This is a genomic window from Kingella kingae (assembly GCF_900475905.1).
In the GTDB taxonomy this organism is placed as follows: domain Bacteria; phylum Pseudomonadota; class Gammaproteobacteria; order Burkholderiales; family Neisseriaceae; genus Kingella; species Kingella kingae.
This window is the reverse complement of record NZ_LS483426.1, coordinates 335,256-351,568: the sequence shown is the minus strand read 5'-3', so window position 1 is coordinate 351,568 and position 16,313 is coordinate 335,256. Positions and strand designations below refer to the sequence as shown.

Annotated in this window: 20 protein-coding genes, 1 tRNA gene, 1 pseudogene and 1 riboswitch; of the genes and pseudogenes, 7 read left to right on the top strand and 15 right to left on the bottom strand. The window is 47.8% G+C overall.

Translation table 11 applies throughout. From position 1 onward, the window contains the following. The first annotated feature begins 9 nt into the window (after positions 1–9). A complete protein-coding gene (rplQ, locus tag DQN52_RS01895) occupies positions 10–378 on the top strand; it encodes a 50S ribosomal protein L17 (protein ID WP_003788570.1) in 369 nt (122 codons plus the stop codon). 106 nt (positions 379–484) lie between these two features. On the opposite strand, the gene ispC is transcribed toward rplQ, so the two are convergent. From ispC to DQN52_RS01870, 4 genes are all read right to left on the bottom strand, one after another. After that, positions 485–1,654, bottom strand: a complete 1,170-nt coding sequence (gene ispC, locus DQN52_RS01890; RefSeq protein ID WP_032827841.1) for a 1-deoxy-D-xylulose-5-phosphate reductoisomerase — start codon at positions 1,652–1,654, stop codon at positions 485–487. Between the two features lie 261 nt (positions 1,655–1,915). Beyond that, positions 1,916–2,710 (bottom strand): septal ring lytic transglycosylase RlpA family protein, encoded by a 795-nt coding sequence (locus DQN52_RS01880; protein ID WP_003788565.1) that lies wholly within the window; start codon positions 2,708–2,710, stop codon positions 1,916–1,918. Next, a complete protein-coding gene (gene trmL, locus DQN52_RS01875; RefSeq protein WP_003788564.1) occupies positions 2,694–3,158 on the bottom strand; it encodes a tRNA (uridine(34)/cytosine(34)/5-carboxymethylaminomethyluridine(34)-2'-O)-methyltransferase TrmL in 465 nt (154 codons plus the stop codon). Before trmL ends, DQN52_RS01880 begins: the two co-directional genes overlap by 17 nt. 111 nt (positions 3,159–3,269) lie before the next feature. After that, entirely contained in the window at positions 3,270–3,947 is a 678-nt protein-coding gene (locus tag DQN52_RS01870; protein WP_032827840.1) for a ComF family protein, read from the bottom strand. Between DQN52_RS01870 and bioH the strand changes: the two genes are divergently transcribed. Continuing rightward, positions 3,946–4,689, top strand: a complete 744-nt coding sequence (bioH, locus tag DQN52_RS01865; protein ID WP_032827839.1) for a pimeloyl-ACP methyl ester esterase BioH — start codon at positions 3,946–3,948, stop codon at positions 4,687–4,689. The two genes, DQN52_RS01870 and bioH, sit on opposite strands and share 2 nt — an antisense overlap. A gap of 158 nt (positions 4,690–4,847) precedes the next feature. Here the strand turns inward: bioH and DQN52_RS01860 are convergent, their stop codons facing one another. The 7 genes from DQN52_RS01860 to lspA all read right to left on the bottom strand — a co-directional run bounded on the left by DQN52_RS01860 (position 4,848) and on the right by lspA (position 9,241). Then, positions 4,848–5,072 (bottom strand): hypothetical protein, encoded by a 225-nt coding sequence (locus DQN52_RS01860; protein ID WP_230478883.1) that lies wholly within the window; start codon positions 5,070–5,072, stop codon positions 4,848–4,850. A 45-nt stretch (positions 5,073–5,117) separates the two neighbouring features. Beyond that, entirely contained in the window at positions 5,118–5,747 is a 630-nt protein-coding gene (gene nth, locus DQN52_RS01855; RefSeq protein WP_003788553.1) for an endonuclease III, read from the bottom strand. Further along, positions 5,744–6,964, bottom strand: coding sequence for a capsule biosynthesis protein (locus DQN52_RS01850; protein WP_003788550.1), 1,221 nt, complete (start codon positions 6,962–6,964; stop codon positions 5,744–5,746). The genes nth and DQN52_RS01850 overlap by 4 nt, the downstream gene beginning before the upstream one ends. Positions 6,965–6,996: 32 nt before the next feature. Beyond that, positions 6,997–7,545: a 1,6-anhydro-N-acetylmuramyl-L-alanine amidase AmpD gene (gene ampD / locus DQN52_RS01845; RefSeq protein WP_003788548.1), complete on the bottom strand. Its 549-nt coding sequence runs from the start codon at positions 7,543–7,545 to the stop codon at positions 6,997–6,999. Positions 7,546–7,582: 37 nt separating this feature from the next. Continuing rightward, the gene (locus DQN52_RS01840) at positions 7,583–7,972 is read right to left on the bottom strand and encodes a DUF1304 domain-containing protein (RefSeq protein ID WP_032827838.1); all 390 of its coding nucleotides are present in this window, start codon (positions 7,970–7,972) and stop codon (positions 7,583–7,585) included. A gap of 115 nt (positions 7,973–8,087) precedes the next feature. Further along, positions 8,088–8,699, bottom strand: coding sequence for a GTP cyclohydrolase II (gene ribA, locus DQN52_RS01835; RefSeq protein ID WP_019390256.1), 612 nt, complete (start codon positions 8,697–8,699; stop codon positions 8,088–8,090). A 59-nt stretch (positions 8,700–8,758) separates the two neighbouring features. Continuing rightward, a complete protein-coding gene (gene lspA / locus DQN52_RS01830) occupies positions 8,759–9,241 on the bottom strand; it encodes a signal peptidase II (protein ID WP_050792408.1) in 483 nt (160 codons plus the stop codon). A gap of 319 nt (positions 9,242–9,560) precedes the next feature. Between lspA and rpmE the strand changes: the two genes are divergently transcribed. The 3 genes and pseudogenes from rpmE to DQN52_RS01815 all read left to right on the top strand — a co-directional run bounded on the left by rpmE (position 9,561) and on the right by DQN52_RS01815 (position 10,765). After that, positions 9,561–9,782 carry a 50S ribosomal protein L31 gene (gene rpmE, locus DQN52_RS01825; RefSeq protein WP_003788541.1) on the top strand — a complete coding sequence of 74 codons (222 nt, stop codon included), beginning with the start codon at positions 9,561–9,563 and terminating at the stop codon, positions 9,780–9,782. 83 nt (positions 9,783–9,865) lie between these two features. Further along, complete coding sequence (locus DQN52_RS01820) at positions 9,866–10,279, top strand: CopD family protein (RefSeq protein ID WP_003788540.1); 414 nt, start codon at positions 9,866–9,868, stop codon at positions 10,277–10,279. A gap of 11 nt (positions 10,280–10,290) precedes the next feature. Then, positions 10,291–10,765: pseudogene (locus DQN52_RS01815) on the top strand (CYTH domain-containing protein). Between the two features lie 48 nt (positions 10,766–10,813). Here DQN52_RS01815 and DQN52_RS01810 read toward each other — a convergent pair. Both DQN52_RS01810 and DQN52_RS01805 read right to left on the bottom strand, forming a co-directional pair. Beyond that, complete coding sequence (locus DQN52_RS01810) at positions 10,814–11,458, bottom strand: YiiX/YebB-like N1pC/P60 family cysteine hydrolase (protein ID WP_003788533.1); 645 nt, start codon at positions 11,456–11,458, stop codon at positions 10,814–10,816. Continuing rightward, positions 11,433–11,843 (bottom strand): DUF4878 domain-containing protein, encoded by a 411-nt coding sequence (locus tag DQN52_RS01805; RefSeq protein WP_003788532.1) that lies wholly within the window; start codon positions 11,841–11,843, stop codon positions 11,433–11,435. The genes DQN52_RS01810 and DQN52_RS01805 overlap by 26 nt, the downstream gene beginning before the upstream one ends. 218 nt (positions 11,844–12,061) lie before the next feature. Here DQN52_RS01805 and ilvD point away from each other — a divergent pair, with 218 nt between their 5' ends. Next, positions 12,062–13,921 (top strand): dihydroxy-acid dehydratase, encoded by a 1,860-nt coding sequence (gene ilvD / locus DQN52_RS01800; protein WP_032827837.1) that lies wholly within the window; start codon positions 12,062–12,064, stop codon positions 13,919–13,921. Positions 13,922–13,976: 55 nt separating this feature from the next. Here the strand turns inward: ilvD and DQN52_RS01795 are convergent, their stop codons facing one another. After that, positions 13,977–14,984, bottom strand: a complete 1,008-nt coding sequence (locus DQN52_RS01795; RefSeq protein ID WP_169309641.1) for a thiamine ABC transporter substrate-binding protein — start codon at positions 14,982–14,984, stop codon at positions 13,977–13,979. A 78-nt stretch (positions 14,985–15,062) separates the two neighbouring features. After that, a riboswitch (TPP riboswitch) is annotated at positions 15,063–15,154 on the bottom strand. 141 nt (positions 15,155–15,295) lie between these two features. Here DQN52_RS01795 and DQN52_RS01790 point away from each other — a divergent pair. Then, positions 15,296–15,371, top strand: a tRNA-Lys gene (locus DQN52_RS01790). Between the two features lie 144 nt (positions 15,372–15,515). Here DQN52_RS01790 and DQN52_RS01785 read toward each other — a convergent pair. Next, positions 15,516–16,271, bottom strand: coding sequence for an IS5 family transposase (locus DQN52_RS01785; protein ID WP_111694402.1), 756 nt, complete (start codon positions 16,269–16,271; stop codon positions 15,516–15,518). Between the last annotated feature and the right edge of the window lie 42 nt (positions 16,272–16,313).

Here is a 16,313-nt window from a genome sequence, read left to right as displayed (position 1 = left end):
GATAATGATATGCGCCATCGTAATGGTAATCGCAAATTAAATCGCACCAGCAGCCACCGTGCCGCTATGTTGCGTAATATGGCAAATTCTTTGCTGACTCATGAAACGATTGTAACCACTTTGCCAAAAGCAAAAGAGTTGCGTCGTGTGGTTGAGCCCTTGATTACTTTGGGTAAAAAACCGTCTTTGGCTAATCGTCGTTTGGCATTTGACCGCACGCGCGACCGCGATGTGGTGGTTAAATTGTTTGATGATTTGGGTGCTCGTTTTGCTAACCGCAATGGTGGCTATATTCGAATTTTGAAATATGGCTTCCGTAACGGTGACAACGCGCCTATGGCTTTGGTTGAGTTGGTTGAGAAATCATCTGCCGAGTAAGTAAGATAGACAAAAAGAAAAACCGAACTGTTTAGGCAGTTCGGTTTTTTGCAAAGCAGCCTGCATTTTTGTTCAATGCAAAAGTGCAGGCTGCTTTTTATTGTGTTTACAGAGTTCGTGCTACTTCTTCCGCTCGCGCACGAATTTGCGAATCCAAGTCCAACAAATCATCAATATGATGTAAATCGCTAGCGGAATGTTGTTCCAAACACGCGCTAACCACTTTCGCAATATCGGTAAAGCCAATTTGCCCACGCAAAAACGCTGCCACTGCCACTTCATTGGCTGCATTCAACACGCACGGCGCAGAACCGCCAACAAACATCGCATCGTAAGCCAATTTCAAACATGGATAACGCGCAAAATCAGGTTCGGCAAACGTCAAGCCCGACAATTTGCCAAAATCCAATGCGCCTACGCCTGAATCAATCCGTTCAGGCAGCCCCAAGCAGTAGGCAATCGGCGTTCGCATATCGGGGTTGCCCAGTTGCGCCAACACGCTGCTGTCTGCGTAACGAACCATGCTGTGAATAATGGATTGCGGGTGGATTACGACTTCCAATTTATCAGGCGGACAGTTGAACAACCAATGCGCTTCAATCAGCTCCAAACCTTTGTTCATCATGGTAGAAGAATCAACGGAAATTTTTTGCCCCATAGACCAATTCGGGTGCTTCACGGCTTGCGCTGGCGTGATGTGCGGCATGTCGGCTAACGGCGTGTTCAAAAACGAGCCGCCTGATGCCGTGAGAATAATGGACGTTACGCCGTGTGCGTCCATATTGTCTGCGTAATCGCGTGGCAACACTTGGAAAATGGCGTTGTGTTCGCTGTCAATCGGCAAGACTTTTGCGCCGTGCTTTTTCGCCGTTTCCATAAATAGGCTGCCTGAAACGACTAGCGTTTCTTTGTTCGCCAAATAAATGGTTTTGCCGTGTTGCGCGGCGGCGAGTGCAGACGGCAATCCTGCCGCACCGACAATCGCACACATCACGCCTGTTACTTCGGGTGCAGTGGCGATGTCAATTAGGGATTGTTTGCCAAATAGCACTTCGGTGTGCAGGCTGCCTAATTGTTGGCGCAATTCGTTGGCGCGATTTTCATCGGCAACGACGGCGTATTTCGGCGCGAATTGGCGGCATTGTTCGGCAAGTTTTTCGACTTGTGAATGCCCTGCCAACGCGAAAATTTGGAATTTGTCGGGGTGGCGTGATACCACGTCTAATGTGGATACGCCAATGCTGCCTGTGCTGCCGAGTATGGTTAGAGTTTGCATGATTTGCTTTCGTTGATTTAATGCGCGAATTATACGCGAGCTACTCATGCCTATGGCATACCCTTTTATAGTGATTTAAATTTAGATTAGTACGGCGTTGCCAACTCCCTTATGTACTAGTTGTACACGGCGGTCGTTGTCGCCTTGTCCTAATCTAAATTTAAACCACTATATACCCAAATCAAAGATTTGGACAAAAGGGCAAAAAGCAGCCTGCACTTTTTGTTTACGATTAAGTGCAGGCTGCTTTTGTATGTGTGATTAAATCGCCACTTGATTCAAACGGCTGTGCGTTTCATCGGCGTGTTTTTGTTCGTTAAACGGACCAACTTGCACCACATAGCTATCACCGCGTTTGAGCATAATCGCACGTTGCGTGGCTTTGGCATCGTTCAAACGTTGGGTTGCGACACGCACAAAGGCTTGGGCATCGGCTTCGCGCTCAAAGGTTTTCACGCTCACATAAATATTGCCTGTGGCTGGTTTTTGGGCGACTTGCGTTTTGGGTTTATCCAAACTGTCGCCTGCTTTTAAGGCTTCCACGCGCACATTGGCTGTGCCTGCATTCAAAAAGCCCAGTTTGTTGGCGGCTTCGCGCGACACGTCTAACACGCGGCTACTGTGAAATGGCCCGCGGTCGTTGATGCGAACCACCACGCTGCGTCCATTAGACAAATTGGTTACACGCGCATAGCTTGAAATCGGCAAAGTTGGGTGCGCGGCGGTGAGTTTGTGCATATCAAAACGCTCGCCGCTAGATGTTCGTTTGCCCTGAAAGCCTGGCCCGTACCACGATGCACGTCCCGTTTGGCTAAAATCTTGTACATTTTTTTGGGGATAATACCGCTTGCCTGCTACTTTGTAGCTTAAATTGGCAGTTGGGTGCAATTTTTCGGCTCGCACCACGCGGTCGCTGTTGTCGGCATACGCGGCTTGATTCAATGCCAATGCGGTTGCCAAAGTCGCCAAAAAAATAGGTTGAATTTTAGTCAAAATAAAGTCCAGTCTTGAGTTGAAGATGAAGTTTGGGGCAGGGCGATTAAATTCCGCCTGCATACCCCTGTTGTCGCCACGCTTCAAAAACGGTAATGGCAACGGTGTTAGACAAGTTCATGCTGCGGTTGTCGGGCATCATGGGGAAGCGAATTTTCTGTTCGCTGGGTAAACTTGCCAAAATGTCGGTGGGTAAACCGCGTGTTTCGGGCCCAAACAAAAACACATCGCCTGCTTGAAATGCCACTTGGTCAGGGCGTGTGCTGCCTTTGGTGGTGAGGGCGAAAATGCGTTTGCCTTGCAGGGCTGCCCAGCAATCTTGCCACGATTCATGCACGGTTAATTGCGAAAATTCGTGGTAATCCAAGCCAGCGCGTTTCATTTTGCTGCTGTCCAGCGGAAAGCCGAGCGGTTTGACCAAGTGCAAATCGCAGCCTGTGTTGGCGCAAAGACGAATAATATTGCCTGTGTTGGGCGGAATTTCGGGTTGGTATAAAACGACTGTAAACATGATAATAATTGCTGTTTGCTTTGTGCTTGATTTGTTTGGATTTTATAAGCAGCCTGCACCAAAAAGGCAGCACTATGCCCCACTTGTTGGCGCACGTCAAACCTTTTTGCACTAATTACACGCGACTACCCACGCATAAACGGCTGTCGCGCCCGATTGGTGCAGGCTGCTTGCTAATTCGGAAATCGTGGATTTTGTGGTGCAAATATCGTCCACTATCAAAATTTTACGATTTTTAACGGATTCGGTTGGCAAGAAAATGCCTTGAATATTTTGCTGACGTTCGGCGCGATTGAGTGTACTTTGTGCGACTTTGTGGCGGCGAATCACATTTTTGCTCGGTAAAACGGGGATTGTGTAGCGTTGTGTAATCCAGTTTGCCAATTCATCGCATTGATTAAAACCACGAAGCAGCCTGCGTTGGCGCGAAATCGGCATTGCTAAAACGCAATCGGCATCGCATTCGGGCAACCACGCGGGCGGATTGTGTTGCATAAGCCAAGTAAAAACCGAATGGTATGCTGTTTGGCGCAAATGTTTCCAGCGATGCAACAATTCAGGCAGGGGCGACACATAATCCGCACTTGCCCAAAAATGGAGATAGGCTGGTGGCTGTTGTTGGCAAGCGGCGCAGGGCAAACCGTGCAGGCTGCTTTGTGGACAGGTTGGGCAGTAGTTTTGTGTTCGCAATACGCCGCGCAAATCTTGTTGGCAAGCAGGGCAAATGCAGGCTGCTTGCGTGTATTCGTGGCATAATAAACAGCGTTTGGATAGACGAAAGATAGACATGACTTCCCTTTGCTTATTGCACGGCTGGGCGACTAATTCGCAGATTTTCAACCCATTGCGCCCCCATTTGCCTGCCGATTGGACGATTCACGCGCCCGATTTGGCTGGGCATGGACGTTCCACCACGCCTTTGTCGTTGGACATTGCCACGCTGGCGCACAACATCGCAAGCAGCCTGCAACCGAATACGCATTTGTTTGGCTGGTCGCTCGGTGGCGTGGTCGTGCAATACATCGCCGCGCATTATCCGCACAAAATCGCCAGTTTAACTTTGTGCGCCACGTTTGCCAAATTTGCCGCCAGCGAAGACTATCCCATTGGCATTCAACACAATTTGCTGCACCGAATGCTGCACTTGTTTGAAGATGATTACCCCAAACACCTGCAACAATTTTTGGAACTACAATTGCTGCACACACCAGAGCGCAACGAACTCATTGCCGAGCTGCTGCCCGATATGTTGCGCGATGGCACGCCACAAGGCATGGCAAGCGCGTTGCAAGCGATAGAAGCGGCAGATATGCGCCCATTGTTATCACAAATTACCTGTCCTACGCTGTTGATTTTTGGCGATAAAGACGCGCTCACACCGCCGCGAATGGGCGAATTTTTGGCGCAACACTTGCCACACGCGCAACTGGTCTGTATCAAACAAGCCGCGCACGCACCGTTTATTAGCCACGCAGCGGAAGTCGCGCAATGGTTGCAACGGCATATTGTGGCGGTAGAGCGGTTAATATAAAAGCAGCCTGCACTTTAAATCAACCAAAAGTGCAGGCTGCTTTTGTGTGTTTAGCAACAAATCCCAATCAATCCGATATGTTTGAATGCTGCTTGCTTTCCAATTCTTTGTATTTTGCGCCTACCAGTTCACTCAAATCTTGCCAAAAAGCACGCGCATCACTGTGTTCGTGAAACACCATCCCGATTATTCAGGTAAAACCTATCTGTGAGCAGAGTTAATTCATTCAAATGCTCAACAGATTGACTTGTATGCACTAACCATTTAATTAAATTTTGAAAAAGGTGTAAATGTTGTATTTGTTGTTTGCGCAATGCGGTTACTTCTTCCAACAGCTTTTTGTATTCCACAACAAAATTATCTAAACTGGTTTGTTCATTCATTGCTATCTCCATTAACCAAAAGTGCAGGCTGCTTTTCCCATATTCTCAACTTTTTGCGCCATATTCGCACAAATCATAAATCAAACATTTGCCACATTGCGGCTTTTGCGCTTTGCAAGTGTAGCGACCGTGCAAAATCAACCAATGATGCGCGTCCAACAAAAATTCCTTGGGGATAACTTTCATCAGTTTGTCTTCCACTTCGCGCACGTTTTTGCCTGTGGCCAGTTTGGTGCGATTGGCAACGCGAAAAATATGCGTGTCTACCGCCATAGCCAGTTGCCTAAACGCGGTATTGAGCACCACATTCGCGGTTTTGCGCCCAACCCCTGGCAAGGCTTCCAATTCTTCGCGCGTTTGTGGCACTTCGCCGCCGTGTTTTGCCAACAAAATTTGACACGTTTCCACAATGTGCTTGGATTTGGTGCGATACAAGCCAATGGTTTTGGTGTATTCCATAATGCCGTCCAAGCCTAAATCCAGCATGGCTTGCGGCGTGTTGGCAACGGGGAATAACTTGGCGGTGGCTTTGTTCACGCCCACATCGGTGGCTTGTGCCGACAGCAGCACCGCAATCAGCAATTCAAAAGGGTTGCTAAAATTCAGCTCGGTGGTTGGTTTGGGATTGGCTTCGCGCCAACGCTGGAACATTTCTTTGCGGATAGTTTGGTTCATGATGGGAAGTGGGTTTGGGTGTAGTAATAGCCGTTGATGTGGGTGCAATACAAATGATAACGGCGATAAGCGTTAAACAAAACAGCATCGGGCAATTGCGGATTGCGCCAAAAATGACTCAACGGTTGATGACTGGTTATGCTCGGAATGTCATACGCAGCGCGTCCCAAAACCTTAACAGGCAAACCGTGTACCAATGCCGACAAGCCGCTGGTGCTGTTAATCGTTACCACGCCACGCGCTTTGCGTAACAAAACAGGCAACGGAATATCGTGTACATACACAATCCGCCCTGCCACATTGGGGTGCTGTGCGATAAATTGGCGTATGGTTTTGGCGTAGTCAATAAAGCCCCTGTCCATGGGGTGATGCTTCACAATCAGGTGGCAATCGGCAGGCGCATTGACCGCAAACGATGCCAAAACGTGTAACAAAGCATCGCGTACGCTGGTGTATTGGCTGTGTGTTTTGATTTGGCTATCGGTTGCCACTTGCAACGGAAACACAAAAAACGGTTGCAGGCTGCTTTGTTGGATTTGTTGGGCGATTTTGGCTTCGCGCCAAGCAAACCACAGTTTGCGCCAGCCAGAACGTAGCCACGCTGCGGTGTAATACGCCAGCGATGTCGCACGATGATGTTGATAAAACGGATAGCGTTTTTGTCGCCATTTCATCGCTGCGTAATACTGCATGGCGCACGATGCGGCATGGCGAAATTTGGGCTGCATTTTTTGATACACCATATCTTGCAGTGTTAGATTTGCCGCTTGTGAAACAAAAAACGCCCCCACGCGCGGCAGTTGTGAATACGCATTAACACCGTGTTCTTCCAACACAATCCAATCGGGGCGGAAATAGCCTTCTTCAAACGCCCAAAACGATACGTTATTTTTGGCACAAATAGATTTGGCGATACGATGATACGCGCGCGTGTCGCCAAAACACGCCACCGCATCAATGCCGTGCTGCGCCACAAACGCGGTTAAGTAGTCGCCAAAATCGTCCAGCGATTGCGTATAGGTAAACGTGTTGTCGCGAGCGTTGGGATAAAACCACTCATCGCCGCCATTGAAATTGATTTTATAAACCGTACAACCTTGTTGATTGAGCCAATCGCTTAATTGCACAAAAAAGCGACCAATAGGGCCTTGCAAAAGCAAAATACGCCGATTGGTTGCGAGCTTGTGAATGGTTTTGATGGGGCGATACGGAGTCATACAAATGGTTGTGGTGTGTGCAGGCTGCTTTTTTACGCTACTTTTTTATCTTGCAGCCATTGCCAATCAAAAAAATACCCTGGGTCGGTTTTGCGTTGTGGCGCGATGTGTTCGTGTCCTGCGATGCTGTTGATAGGATACTGCGCCTTAATCGCTTGCAACAAGGGCAGTAAAGCATCGTATTGCGCTGGTGTAAACGGCTCAAAATCGCAGCCTTCCAGTTCAATGCCAATGGAAAACGCATTGCACTTTTCGCGTCCTTGCCATTGCGACACGCCAGCGTGGTATGCCATGTCATCGCACGATACAAATTGCACCACTTCGCCCAATCGCGTTACAAAAAAATGACTGGACACTTGCAAATGTTGAATGTGAGCAAAAAATGGGTGTTCGCTGGCATCAATTTGGTTGGTAAACAATTTTTGCACTGCACCTGTGCCGTATTCAAACGGTGGCAACGAAATATTATGCAGCACAATCAGGCTTATCGTTTCGTTGTCGGGGCGTGGGCAGCAGTTGGGCGATTGCAGTTGCGTGGCGTGTTGCCAGCGTCCGTTGTGCCAGTCTGATGATGGGGTCATAGGGCGTGCTTTCTTAAATTAAAGTGCAGGCTGTTTTTTATTGTAAACCCAACGCCAACAAAGCCAACAACGTAGGCAAGCCTTGAATTAGCGCGGCTTTGCGTTTATCGGGCGAAGTCAGCCACAAATACGTGCCTGCCCACAACATCATGCCCAAACCGCCGCACGCCAAGCCCAAAGCCAAGCCTTCGCCGCGTGCAGAAGTCGCGCACCAGCAGCCGAGTAAACCCAGCAGCGTCATCACGCTCAAACCCAAATTGTAGATGCCCAAATTGTTGAACGCAGGGCGCAACATTGGCTCTACTTCTGGCTGGGTACGAAATACGCGCCGAAATGCGTCCGAGCCAAACGCCACGACTTCCAAATAAAAAATATAGCCGTGAATGGCGACAGCAAGCAAACCAAATAAAGTCGCTAAAATCAGCATAATCCAATCCTTATATAGTGAAATGAAATAAAAACGGGATAAGGCGACAACGCCCGCCGTGTGCAAATAGCACATAAGGGCGTTGGCAACACCGTACCGTTGCAATTTCATTTCACTATAACAAGTGATTTAATTTGTCGGCTTTGGTGCTTAAATAGCCTGCATTTTCGGGGTTTTCGCCTACTTTTAGCGGTACACGTTCTGCAATCTCAATGCCGCAATCGTGCATGGTTTGTAGTTTTTCAGGATTGTTGGTCAGCAGGCGAATGGCAGACACGCCCAAATGTTCGTAGATGTGTTTGGCAATGGAAAAATCACGCGCATCAACAGGCAAATGCAATGCCAAATTGGCTTCTACCGTGTCCATGCCCTTGTCTTGCAAGGCATAGGCGCGGATTTTGTTAATCAGACCAATGCCGCGACCTTCTTGGCGCAAATACACAATCACGCCACGCCCTTCGGCTTGAACGGCTTGCATAGCAGCCTGCAACTGTGGGCCACAATCGCATTTTTGCGACAAAAATGCATCGCCTGTTAAGCATTCGGAATGAATGCGCGACAAAACGGGTTTGCCGTTGCCGACATCGCCCAGCACAAGGGCAACGTGTTCTTGCGGTGTGGCAAATTCGTTGGGGGTGCGCGTGTCCACAAAACCGTGCATTTGGAATACGCCAAATTCGGTGGGCAGGCGGCAAGATGTGATGTGTTGGATAGGGTTGTTATTCATATTTATTTTTTGTTTGGGTTGATTTAAGTAATAGCCGTAGGGTGGGTGCAAGCACCTATTTAAGCAGCCTGCACTTTGCGTTTGCCTTGTCGCCAGTTATCCCAAACCAGCAACGCCGCGCCCACGCACACAAAGCAATCGGCAATATTGAACACGGGATACGACCAGTTTTGCCAATAAAACAGCAAAAAATCCACCACTTTGCCGTGTACAAAACGGTCAATTACATTGCCAAACGCGCCACCAATAATCATGGCGGCGGCAAAATTGCCCCAACGGCTCATTTCGCTTTTGCGGATTTCGTGCGCCAAAAACGCGCTAATCACAAACGCCAGCAGCATAAACAAATATTTTTGCCAGCCACCTGCGTTTGCCAAAAAACTAAACGCCGCGCCGGGGTTGTACACCAAAGTTAAATCAAATAAATTAGGAATGATGTTGAGTCGCTCGGCAAATCCAAATCGCGCCAAAATCGCGTATTTGCTGATTTGATCTAACACAAGGGCAACGATACTGGTGGTGATGTAAGGCAGATATTTCATAAAAGTGCAGGCTGCTTTTGTTGTAAAAAGAGTTGGCATTGTACTATAAGAACCTGCGTTCACAATCTTAATAGCGATTTTTTATTGTCTAATCACACGCCTACTGCGTTGGATTTCTACGCCAATAGTAACGCTATTGGCGTAGAAATCCGCCTTGTATTCGTATGATTATTCAATAAAAACTCATCTATCAATCTTATGAACACAGGTTCTTAAACACAGATTATTCTTGCCAAATTGCGTAAAGTTCCGCATAATGCTGCGCTTTATCAATGAAGTGCAGGCAAAACCCCTGCGCCCGCTTTTTAAGGAAACTCAAATGAAACAAGATATTCATCCAGATTATCACGAAGTAAACGTAACTTGCTCTTGCGGTAATAAATTTGTAACCCAGTCTGTTATAGCAAAAGAAAATTTCAACATTGAGGTTTGCTCTGAATGCCACCCATTCTACACAGGCAAACAAAAAATCGTGGACACCGCAGGTCGCGTGGACAAATTCAATCAAAAATTCGGTAATATGTTCAAACGCTCTGTTTAATTTTTGCCAACAAAATCCGCTCTTGCCAAACAACAAGGGCGGATTTTTTGTGCAGGCTGCTTTTTGTATGATTGGGCAACACCATGTTTTTATGGCTCAAACTATTTCACATTTTCTTTATTGTTGCGTGGTTTGCAGGGCTGTTTTACTTGCCGCGCATTTTCGTCAATCTTGCCATGGCAGACAACGATGCCGAATACGCACGTTTGTTGCTCATGGCGCAAAAACTGTATCGCTTTATGTTGCCGTGGTGCGTGGGTGCGTTGATTTGTGGCATTGCCATGCCTTTGGCACAAATCGGCTTTGCAGGCTGGGTACACGGCAAAATCTGCATCGGCTTGCTGCTGCTTGCCTACCACATTTTTTGCGGACGCTTGTTGCGCGATTTTGAACAGCAACGCAATCGCCATTCGCACAAATGGTATCGCGTGTTCAACGAACTGCCTGTGTTTTGCCTGCTCGCCGCCATTTATTTGGCATTGTTTAAACCGTTTTAATCACAAAAATCATGAGTACTTTGGAAATTGAACGCCGTTTTTTGTTGCGCGATGACTCGTGGCGCGAACACGCCAGCGCACCGCAAGTGTTGCAGCAAGGCTATATCAGCGTAGAAAAAGAATGCACCATTCGCGTGCGCGTGGCTGGTAATCGCGCTTGGCTCACGCTAAAAGGCTATATTTCGGACGTGAGCCGCCACGAATTTGAATATGAAATTCCGCTCGCCGATGCTCTAACCATGCTGGCAACGGTGTGTCCGTTTAAAATTGAAAAGCATCGCTATCTATATAGTGGAACACGAAGGTTTTGTGTTTGAAGTTGATGAATTTTTTGGCGACAACGCGCCACTGATTGTAGCGGAACTGGAATTGCCAAGCGAAGACACCGCGTATGCTCAACCCGATTGGCTGGGCGAAGAAATCACGTCAGATGGGCGTTTTACCAATGCGTATTTGAGTAAGCACCCGTTTGGGTCGTGGTCGTGAAAAAGCAGCCTGCATATTTTGTTTACCGAATATGCAGGCTGCTTTTTATTATTGCGATTGAATTGTCGCCCGAAACACCCAATCCACATCACTCTCTATCAATCCCTGCGGAAACAAATAATCGCCACGAAACACCGCCACATCGACATATTGCCAACGCGGCTCAAAGCGCACGTTTTGCCGCGCCACCGCTTCGGTAATCAACAAAGTGCAGTAAAACGGCTGCTCGCCACGCGCGGTGAGCACAAATTTTTTGCCGATTTGTTGTCGCGCATATTGGGCGGTTTGAGCACGTTGGGCTGGCGACAGAAATCGGGGTCGCGCCACCGCCACGGCATCTGCCATTTTGGGCGATAGAAATTCGTGCAGCGGTGTCAGCAATACTTGGTCGGGCAAGTCGGCGTTGTCGTCTGTGGTGGCGTGGGCAATTTGCACGGTCGGCTGCGTTTGCACCACAATGCCAACGTGTGAAAAATCGCTGTGGCTCAATCGCTTAATCAACAAACTATCGGCGTGATGTCCGCTGCGAAAAATCCAATCGCCCACTTGAAGCTGGTGTGGATTGGGTAGGGCGACTTGCGGTAAGGTGTTGTGCCCAAATCGCACGTAGCCATAGCAAAAGCAGCCTGCAATCAAAATAATGATGCAGGCTGCTTGGATTAGGCGTTTATAGATTGATTTTCCAGTTGCCATCTACTTCAATCAAGCGCACGCGGTCTTGGCGCGTTTTGTCGTTTTTGAATTTGATTTGCACGTTTACGGTGGCGCGTTTGCTGTCGTTAGGCGACACTTGTGCAGGCTCGGTCGTGATTTCGGCAACGCCGTTTTGTTTTTCGGCATAGTCTTTTTGTTCGGCAACGCCTGCTTTGATTTTGCCACTAATCACTTCTTCTACCCCTGGTTTTTTGTCTTCTTCGGGAATGTGAATCATGGCAACCACAGCATCGGCATCGCCTTGATAGCTTTTCTCTACAAAGGTTTTGGCTGCCGATTCGGGCGAGCTGCCACCACCGCCGCCACAAGCTGCCAACACGCCGCTAACCACGGCAACCGCCAACCATTTGAACATTTTGTGCATCGTGATTCCTTTTGTTAAGAGTAAAAAAGAGCCTGCACTTTACAAGACTTAACGTAGCTTGTCAAAAATGCAGGCTGCTTTTGAATGCAATATAGCAAAGCAGCCTGCACTTTTTTGGTATAAAATTACACGCATTGTGCAGGCTGCTTTTGGGGCTTAAAAAGCAGCCTGCACCTATATTTATATTTATGATAAATCAAACACAAGGAAAACCAATCATGCCAGATTATCGCTCCAAAACTTCCACACACGGTCGCAATATGGCTGGCGCGCGTTCATTATGGCGTGCGACTGGCGTCAAAGATGAAGATTTCGGTAAACCGATTATTGCGATTGCCAACTCGTTTACGCAATTCGTACCAGGACACGTTCATTTGCATAACATCGGGCAACTGGTGGCGCGTGAAATTGAAAAAGCAGGTGCAATTGCCAAAGAATTCAACACGATTGCGGTTGATGACGGCATTGCTATGGGACACGGCGGTATGTTGTACAGCTTGCCAAGCCGCGATTTAATCGCCGACAGTGTGGAATACATGGTAAACGCGCATTGTGCGGACGCGCTGGTTTGTATTTCTAACTGCGACAAAATCACACCGGGAATGCTCATGGCGGCTATGCGTTTGAATATCCCAACGATTTTCGTATCGGGCGGCCCAATGGAGGCAGGTAAAGTGATTGGCGCAATCCATATTTCAGACAGCCGTAAATTGGATTTGGTGGACGCGATGGTGGACGCGGCCGATGACAACGTTTCCGACCAAGCGATTGACGAAATTGAAAAAAATGCTTGCCCGACTTGCGGTTCGTGTTCGGGTATGTTTACCGCGAACTCAATGAACTGTTTGACGGAAGCGTTGGGTTTGTCGTTGCCAGGTAATGGCTCGTTGTTGGCGACACACGCTGGGCGCAAAGAATTATTCTTGGAAGCAGGTCGCCTGATTGTGAGCATCACGAAACGCTATTACGAACAAAACGATGAAACCGTTTTGCCGCGCACGATTGCCAATAAAAAAGCCTTTGAAAATGCGATGACTATGGACATCGCCATGGGCGGCAGCACCAACACGATTTTACATTTGTTGGCGGTGGCGAATGAAGCTGGCGTGGATTTCAAAATGGCAGACATTGACCGTTTGAGCCGCAGCGTGCCTTGCCTGTGCAAAACCGCGCCCAACAACCACGACTATTACATGGAAGACGTACACCGCGCTGGCGGCATCATCGGTATTTTGAAAGAATTGGAAAAAGCAGGCAAATTACATACCGATGTGCATACAATTCATTCAGGCAGCCTGAAAGAAGCGATTACAAAATGGGACATTACTAATCCTGAAAACACGGTGGCGATTGAACGCTACAAAGCCGCCCCAGGGGGCGTTCGCACAACGGAAGCATTCTCACAAAATCGCCAATGGAAAACGCTGGATTTAGACCGCGCCAATGGCTGTATCCGCGACGTGGAACACGCTTATTCACAAGACGGCGGTTTGGCGGTGTTGTTTGGCAATATTGCGGAACGCGGTTGCGTGGTAAAAACAGCTGGCGTTGATGAAAGCATTTGGCAATTTTCGGGACGCGCTCGCGTGTTTGAAAGCCAAGAAGACGCGGTTGAAGGCATTTTGGCGAACACAATTCAAGCTGGCGACATCGTGATTATTCGCTACGAAGGCCCGAAAGGTGGACCGGGTATGCAAGAAATGCTGTACCCAACTTCTTATTTGAAATCAAAAGGCTTGGGTAAAGCCTGCGCCTTGCTGACAGACGGACGTTTTTCTGGCGGCACATCGGGCTTGTCCATCGGACACGCATCGCCAGAAGCAGCAGAAGGCGGCGCGATTGGCTTGGTACACGAAGGCGACACGATTGAAATTGACATTCCAAACCGCCGCATTCAGTTAATGGTTTCCGATGAAGAATTGACAAACCGCCGCGTGGAAATGGAAAGTCGTGGCAGCAAAGCATGGAAACCTGTGGCGCGTGAACGCCAAGTTTCGGCAGCGTTACGCGCTTATGCCGCGATGACGACTTCGGCAGACACAGGCGCAGTGCGCGATGTGAGCCAAGTGGAACGTTGATGTAAAAAGCAGCCTGCACATTGCGTAAACCAAGTGCAGGCTGCTTTTTATGTTGTTATTTCAACACAGTGCGCGTCCAACGAGCCACCCAATCTTTTTGCTTTTGCGCGACTTGCGTGGCAGGCAGCAGAGCAGGGCGGTGCGGCACAGTCGCGTGCTGCATCATCGCATCAGGCTTCGTTCCTTGTACTGCAGGATACACCCACATACTGCGGAACACGCTTTGCTGGGCGACATCGCTTTGCAGATGTTGCACCAATTTTGCTGCCAGTGCAGGCTGCTTGGCATGATTCAATACCGCCGCGCCCTCAATTTGCAGATAGCTGCCACCGTTTAAAAACAAATTGCCCATATTCGGTTGCTGCAATTTGCCCTCGCTATAAAACACTTCGGCGGCAGGGCTGCTGGCATAGCCCACCATAATCGGGCGAGAACCGCCGTTGAGCGTAAATTCCTTGTAATAAGCGTCCGACCAACCTTGCGTGATTTTCACACCGTTGCCACGCATTTTTGTCCACCAAGCAAACGCACCCTCTTCGCCCAAAGCACGAATATTCGCCAGCAAAAATGCCAAACCTGGGGTAGAAGTGGCAGGATTGGGCACGGCAAGCAAATCTTTATACGCAGGTTGCGCCAAATCCGCCAAACTTTTGGGCAATGGCAACTTCTTGTCGGCAAACCATTTTTTATCGTAATTGAGCGTAACAAAGCCATAATCTACCGCCAAAGCAGTCTGCAATTTCACCACCGTGTTGCGCGATGCAGGCTGCTGTTTTGCCAAAATACCAGCCGCTTGCGCCTTGCTCACCGTGTTGTTGTCCAAGCCAAACACCGCATCGGCAACGCCACCTTCGTTGCGCGTCAAAATCAAACGATTGAGCATTTCGTTGCCATCGCCCATTTTCAAAATGATGACTTTGGCATCGTTTGCCGATTCAAATTGCGTGATAACTTCCTTGGGCAAATCATACGAATCGTGTACTGCCAAACGCACATCGGTTGCCGCCCAAGCAGCCTGCACACAAACCAAGCAAATCGCACCAGTTGCCCATTTAAACGCCATTTTCATACTATTTCTCCTATACAAACACACAAAAAAACCGATTCCACAGCCAATAGGGCGCGAGAATCGGTATGCGTGTTGCGTTTGCATTTAGTTTCCTACGCCAGTATTAACTGAATCAGGTTCACGGGTATTTCTCAGCCACGCAAGCAGCACCCCGACTAAACAGAAGTGCGAATTCTACACTAATGCGATTGCGTTTATCAAGTCGGTTTTATTTTTATTAAAAACAATGGCATAAATAAAATAATACTTTTTTTGTGTGAATTAGTTTGACAGGCGGTAAATAGGTCTGTATTATTCGCTTATTCGGGTCGTTAGCTCAGTCGGTAGAGCAGCGGACTTTTAATCCGTTGGTCGAGCGTTCGAATCGCTCACGACCCACCAAATAAATCAAAGAGCTAGGTTTTATGCCTAGCTCTTTATTTTTTTGCCGTGTACGTTTTGTGGACGTATTTTGCTGTATTCAAAGCAGCCTGCACGATTGAGTAAGGGGCTGTCCTAGATAACTAGGGGCTAATGACATTTTAGCTATAATTTCAACCAAATCAAAGCACAAGCTAATGACACGGTACTTTCATAATTACGTTTTAATTTATCGTACCGTGTTGCCAGCGCACGAAAATGCTTTAATCGTGCAAAAGCATTTTCTACCAAGTGCCTGATTTTATATAAATACCAATCTGTGTCCACATTAAGATGTTCTCTATTTTTCTTATATGGAATATTGGCTTTACTTTGTTTAGAATGAATTAACCGACGAAAAGTATCACTGTCAAAACCTCTATCAGCACACACGGTTTCATTATCACTTAAGTCCAATTGTGCCAATAAATCAGGCGCAACAACAATCTCATTTACATTACCAGCTGTAATCATAAATTCAATTGGATTACCACAAGCATCAACCGCTAAATGAATTTTAGACGTATGACCTCCGATACTCTTACCGACAGCTTGATGCACAATGGATTTTTTACCCATGCCGTGTTGATGAACACGGATATGGCTACCGTCCATAAAGACCCATTCTATATCGGGTGTATCTGCCAAATGTTTAAATAATTTGGTAAAAATACCGCGTTTAGACCAGTGATTGAAACTTTGGTAAAGGCTGTTTGCTTTACCAAAATAACTAGGTATATCAGCCCATTGGCAGCCTGTACGTAAGCGAAACAGGATACCTTCTACTGTTTTGCGTAAATTTTTCTTGCGATAAATGCCAAGCTGTTTCAAAATAGGTAACAGTCTTGACCATGTTTCATTTGTAAGCGTGTTTCGGGACATGGCAAAGGTTTAGGATGGTTGTGTGGAAACAATATCTTAAAT

Excerpts from the sequence above, each read along its gene's own strand:
- rplQ (WP_003788570.1), top strand. The coding sequence starts at position 10 with ATGCGCCATCGTAATGGTAATCGCAAATTAAATCGCACCAGCAGCCAC.
- ispC (WP_032827841.1), bottom strand. The coding sequence starts at position 1,654 with ATGCAAACTCTAACCATACTCGGCAGCACAGGCAGCATTGGCGTATCC.
- DQN52_RS01880 (WP_003788565.1), bottom strand. The coding sequence starts at position 2,710 with ATGCAGGCGGAATTTAATCGCCCTGCCCCAAACTTCATCTTCAACTCA.
- trmL (WP_003788564.1), bottom strand. The coding sequence starts at position 3,158 with ATGTTTACAGTCGTTTTATACCAACCCGAAATTCCGCCCAACACAGGC.
- bioH (WP_032827839.1), top strand. The coding sequence starts at position 3,946 with ATGACTTCCCTTTGCTTATTGCACGGCTGGGCGACTAATTCGCAGATT.
- DQN52_RS01870 (WP_032827840.1), bottom strand. The coding sequence starts at position 3,947 with ATGTCTATCTTTCGTCTATCCAAACGCTGTTTATTATGCCACGAATAC.
- DQN52_RS01860 (WP_230478883.1), bottom strand. The coding sequence starts at position 5,072 with ATGAATGAACAAACCAGTTTAGATAATTTTGTTGTGGAATACAAAAAG.
- nth (WP_003788553.1), bottom strand. The coding sequence starts at position 5,747 with ATGAACCAAACTATCCGCAAAGAAATGTTCCAGCGTTGGCGCGAAGCC.
- DQN52_RS01850 (WP_003788550.1), bottom strand. The coding sequence starts at position 6,964 with ATGACTCCGTATCGCCCCATCAAAACCATTCACAAGCTCGCAACCAAT.
- ampD (WP_003788548.1), bottom strand. The coding sequence starts at position 7,545 with ATGACCCCATCATCAGACTGGCACAACGGACGCTGGCAACACGCCACG.
- DQN52_RS01840 (WP_032827838.1), bottom strand. The coding sequence starts at position 7,972 with ATGCTGATTTTAGCGACTTTATTTGGTTTGCTTGCTGTCGCCATTCAC.
- ribA (WP_019390256.1), bottom strand. The coding sequence starts at position 8,699 with ATGAATAACAACCCTATCCAACACATCACATCTTGCCGCCTGCCCACC.
- lspA (WP_050792408.1), bottom strand. The coding sequence starts at position 9,241 with ATGAAATATCTGCCTTACATCACCACCAGTATCGTTGCCCTTGTGTTA.
- rpmE (WP_003788541.1), top strand. The coding sequence starts at position 9,561 with ATGAAACAAGATATTCATCCAGATTATCACGAAGTAAACGTAACTTGC.
- DQN52_RS01820 (WP_003788540.1), top strand. The coding sequence starts at position 9,866 with ATGTTTTTATGGCTCAAACTATTTCACATTTTCTTTATTGTTGCGTGG.
- DQN52_RS01810 (WP_003788533.1), bottom strand. The coding sequence starts at position 11,458 with ATGGCAACTGGAAAATCAATCTATAAACGCCTAATCCAAGCAGCCTGC.
- DQN52_RS01805 (WP_003788532.1), bottom strand. The coding sequence starts at position 11,843 with ATGCACAAAATGTTCAAATGGTTGGCGGTTGCCGTGGTTAGCGGCGTG.
- ilvD (WP_032827837.1), top strand. The coding sequence starts at position 12,062 with ATGCCAGATTATCGCTCCAAAACTTCCACACACGGTCGCAATATGGCT.
- DQN52_RS01795 (WP_169309641.1), bottom strand. The coding sequence starts at position 14,984 with ATGGCGTTTAAATGGGCAACTGGTGCGATTTGCTTGGTTTGTGTGCAG.
- DQN52_RS01785 (WP_111694402.1), bottom strand. The coding sequence starts at position 16,271 with ATGTCCCGAAACACGCTTACAAATGAAACATGGTCAAGACTGTTACCT.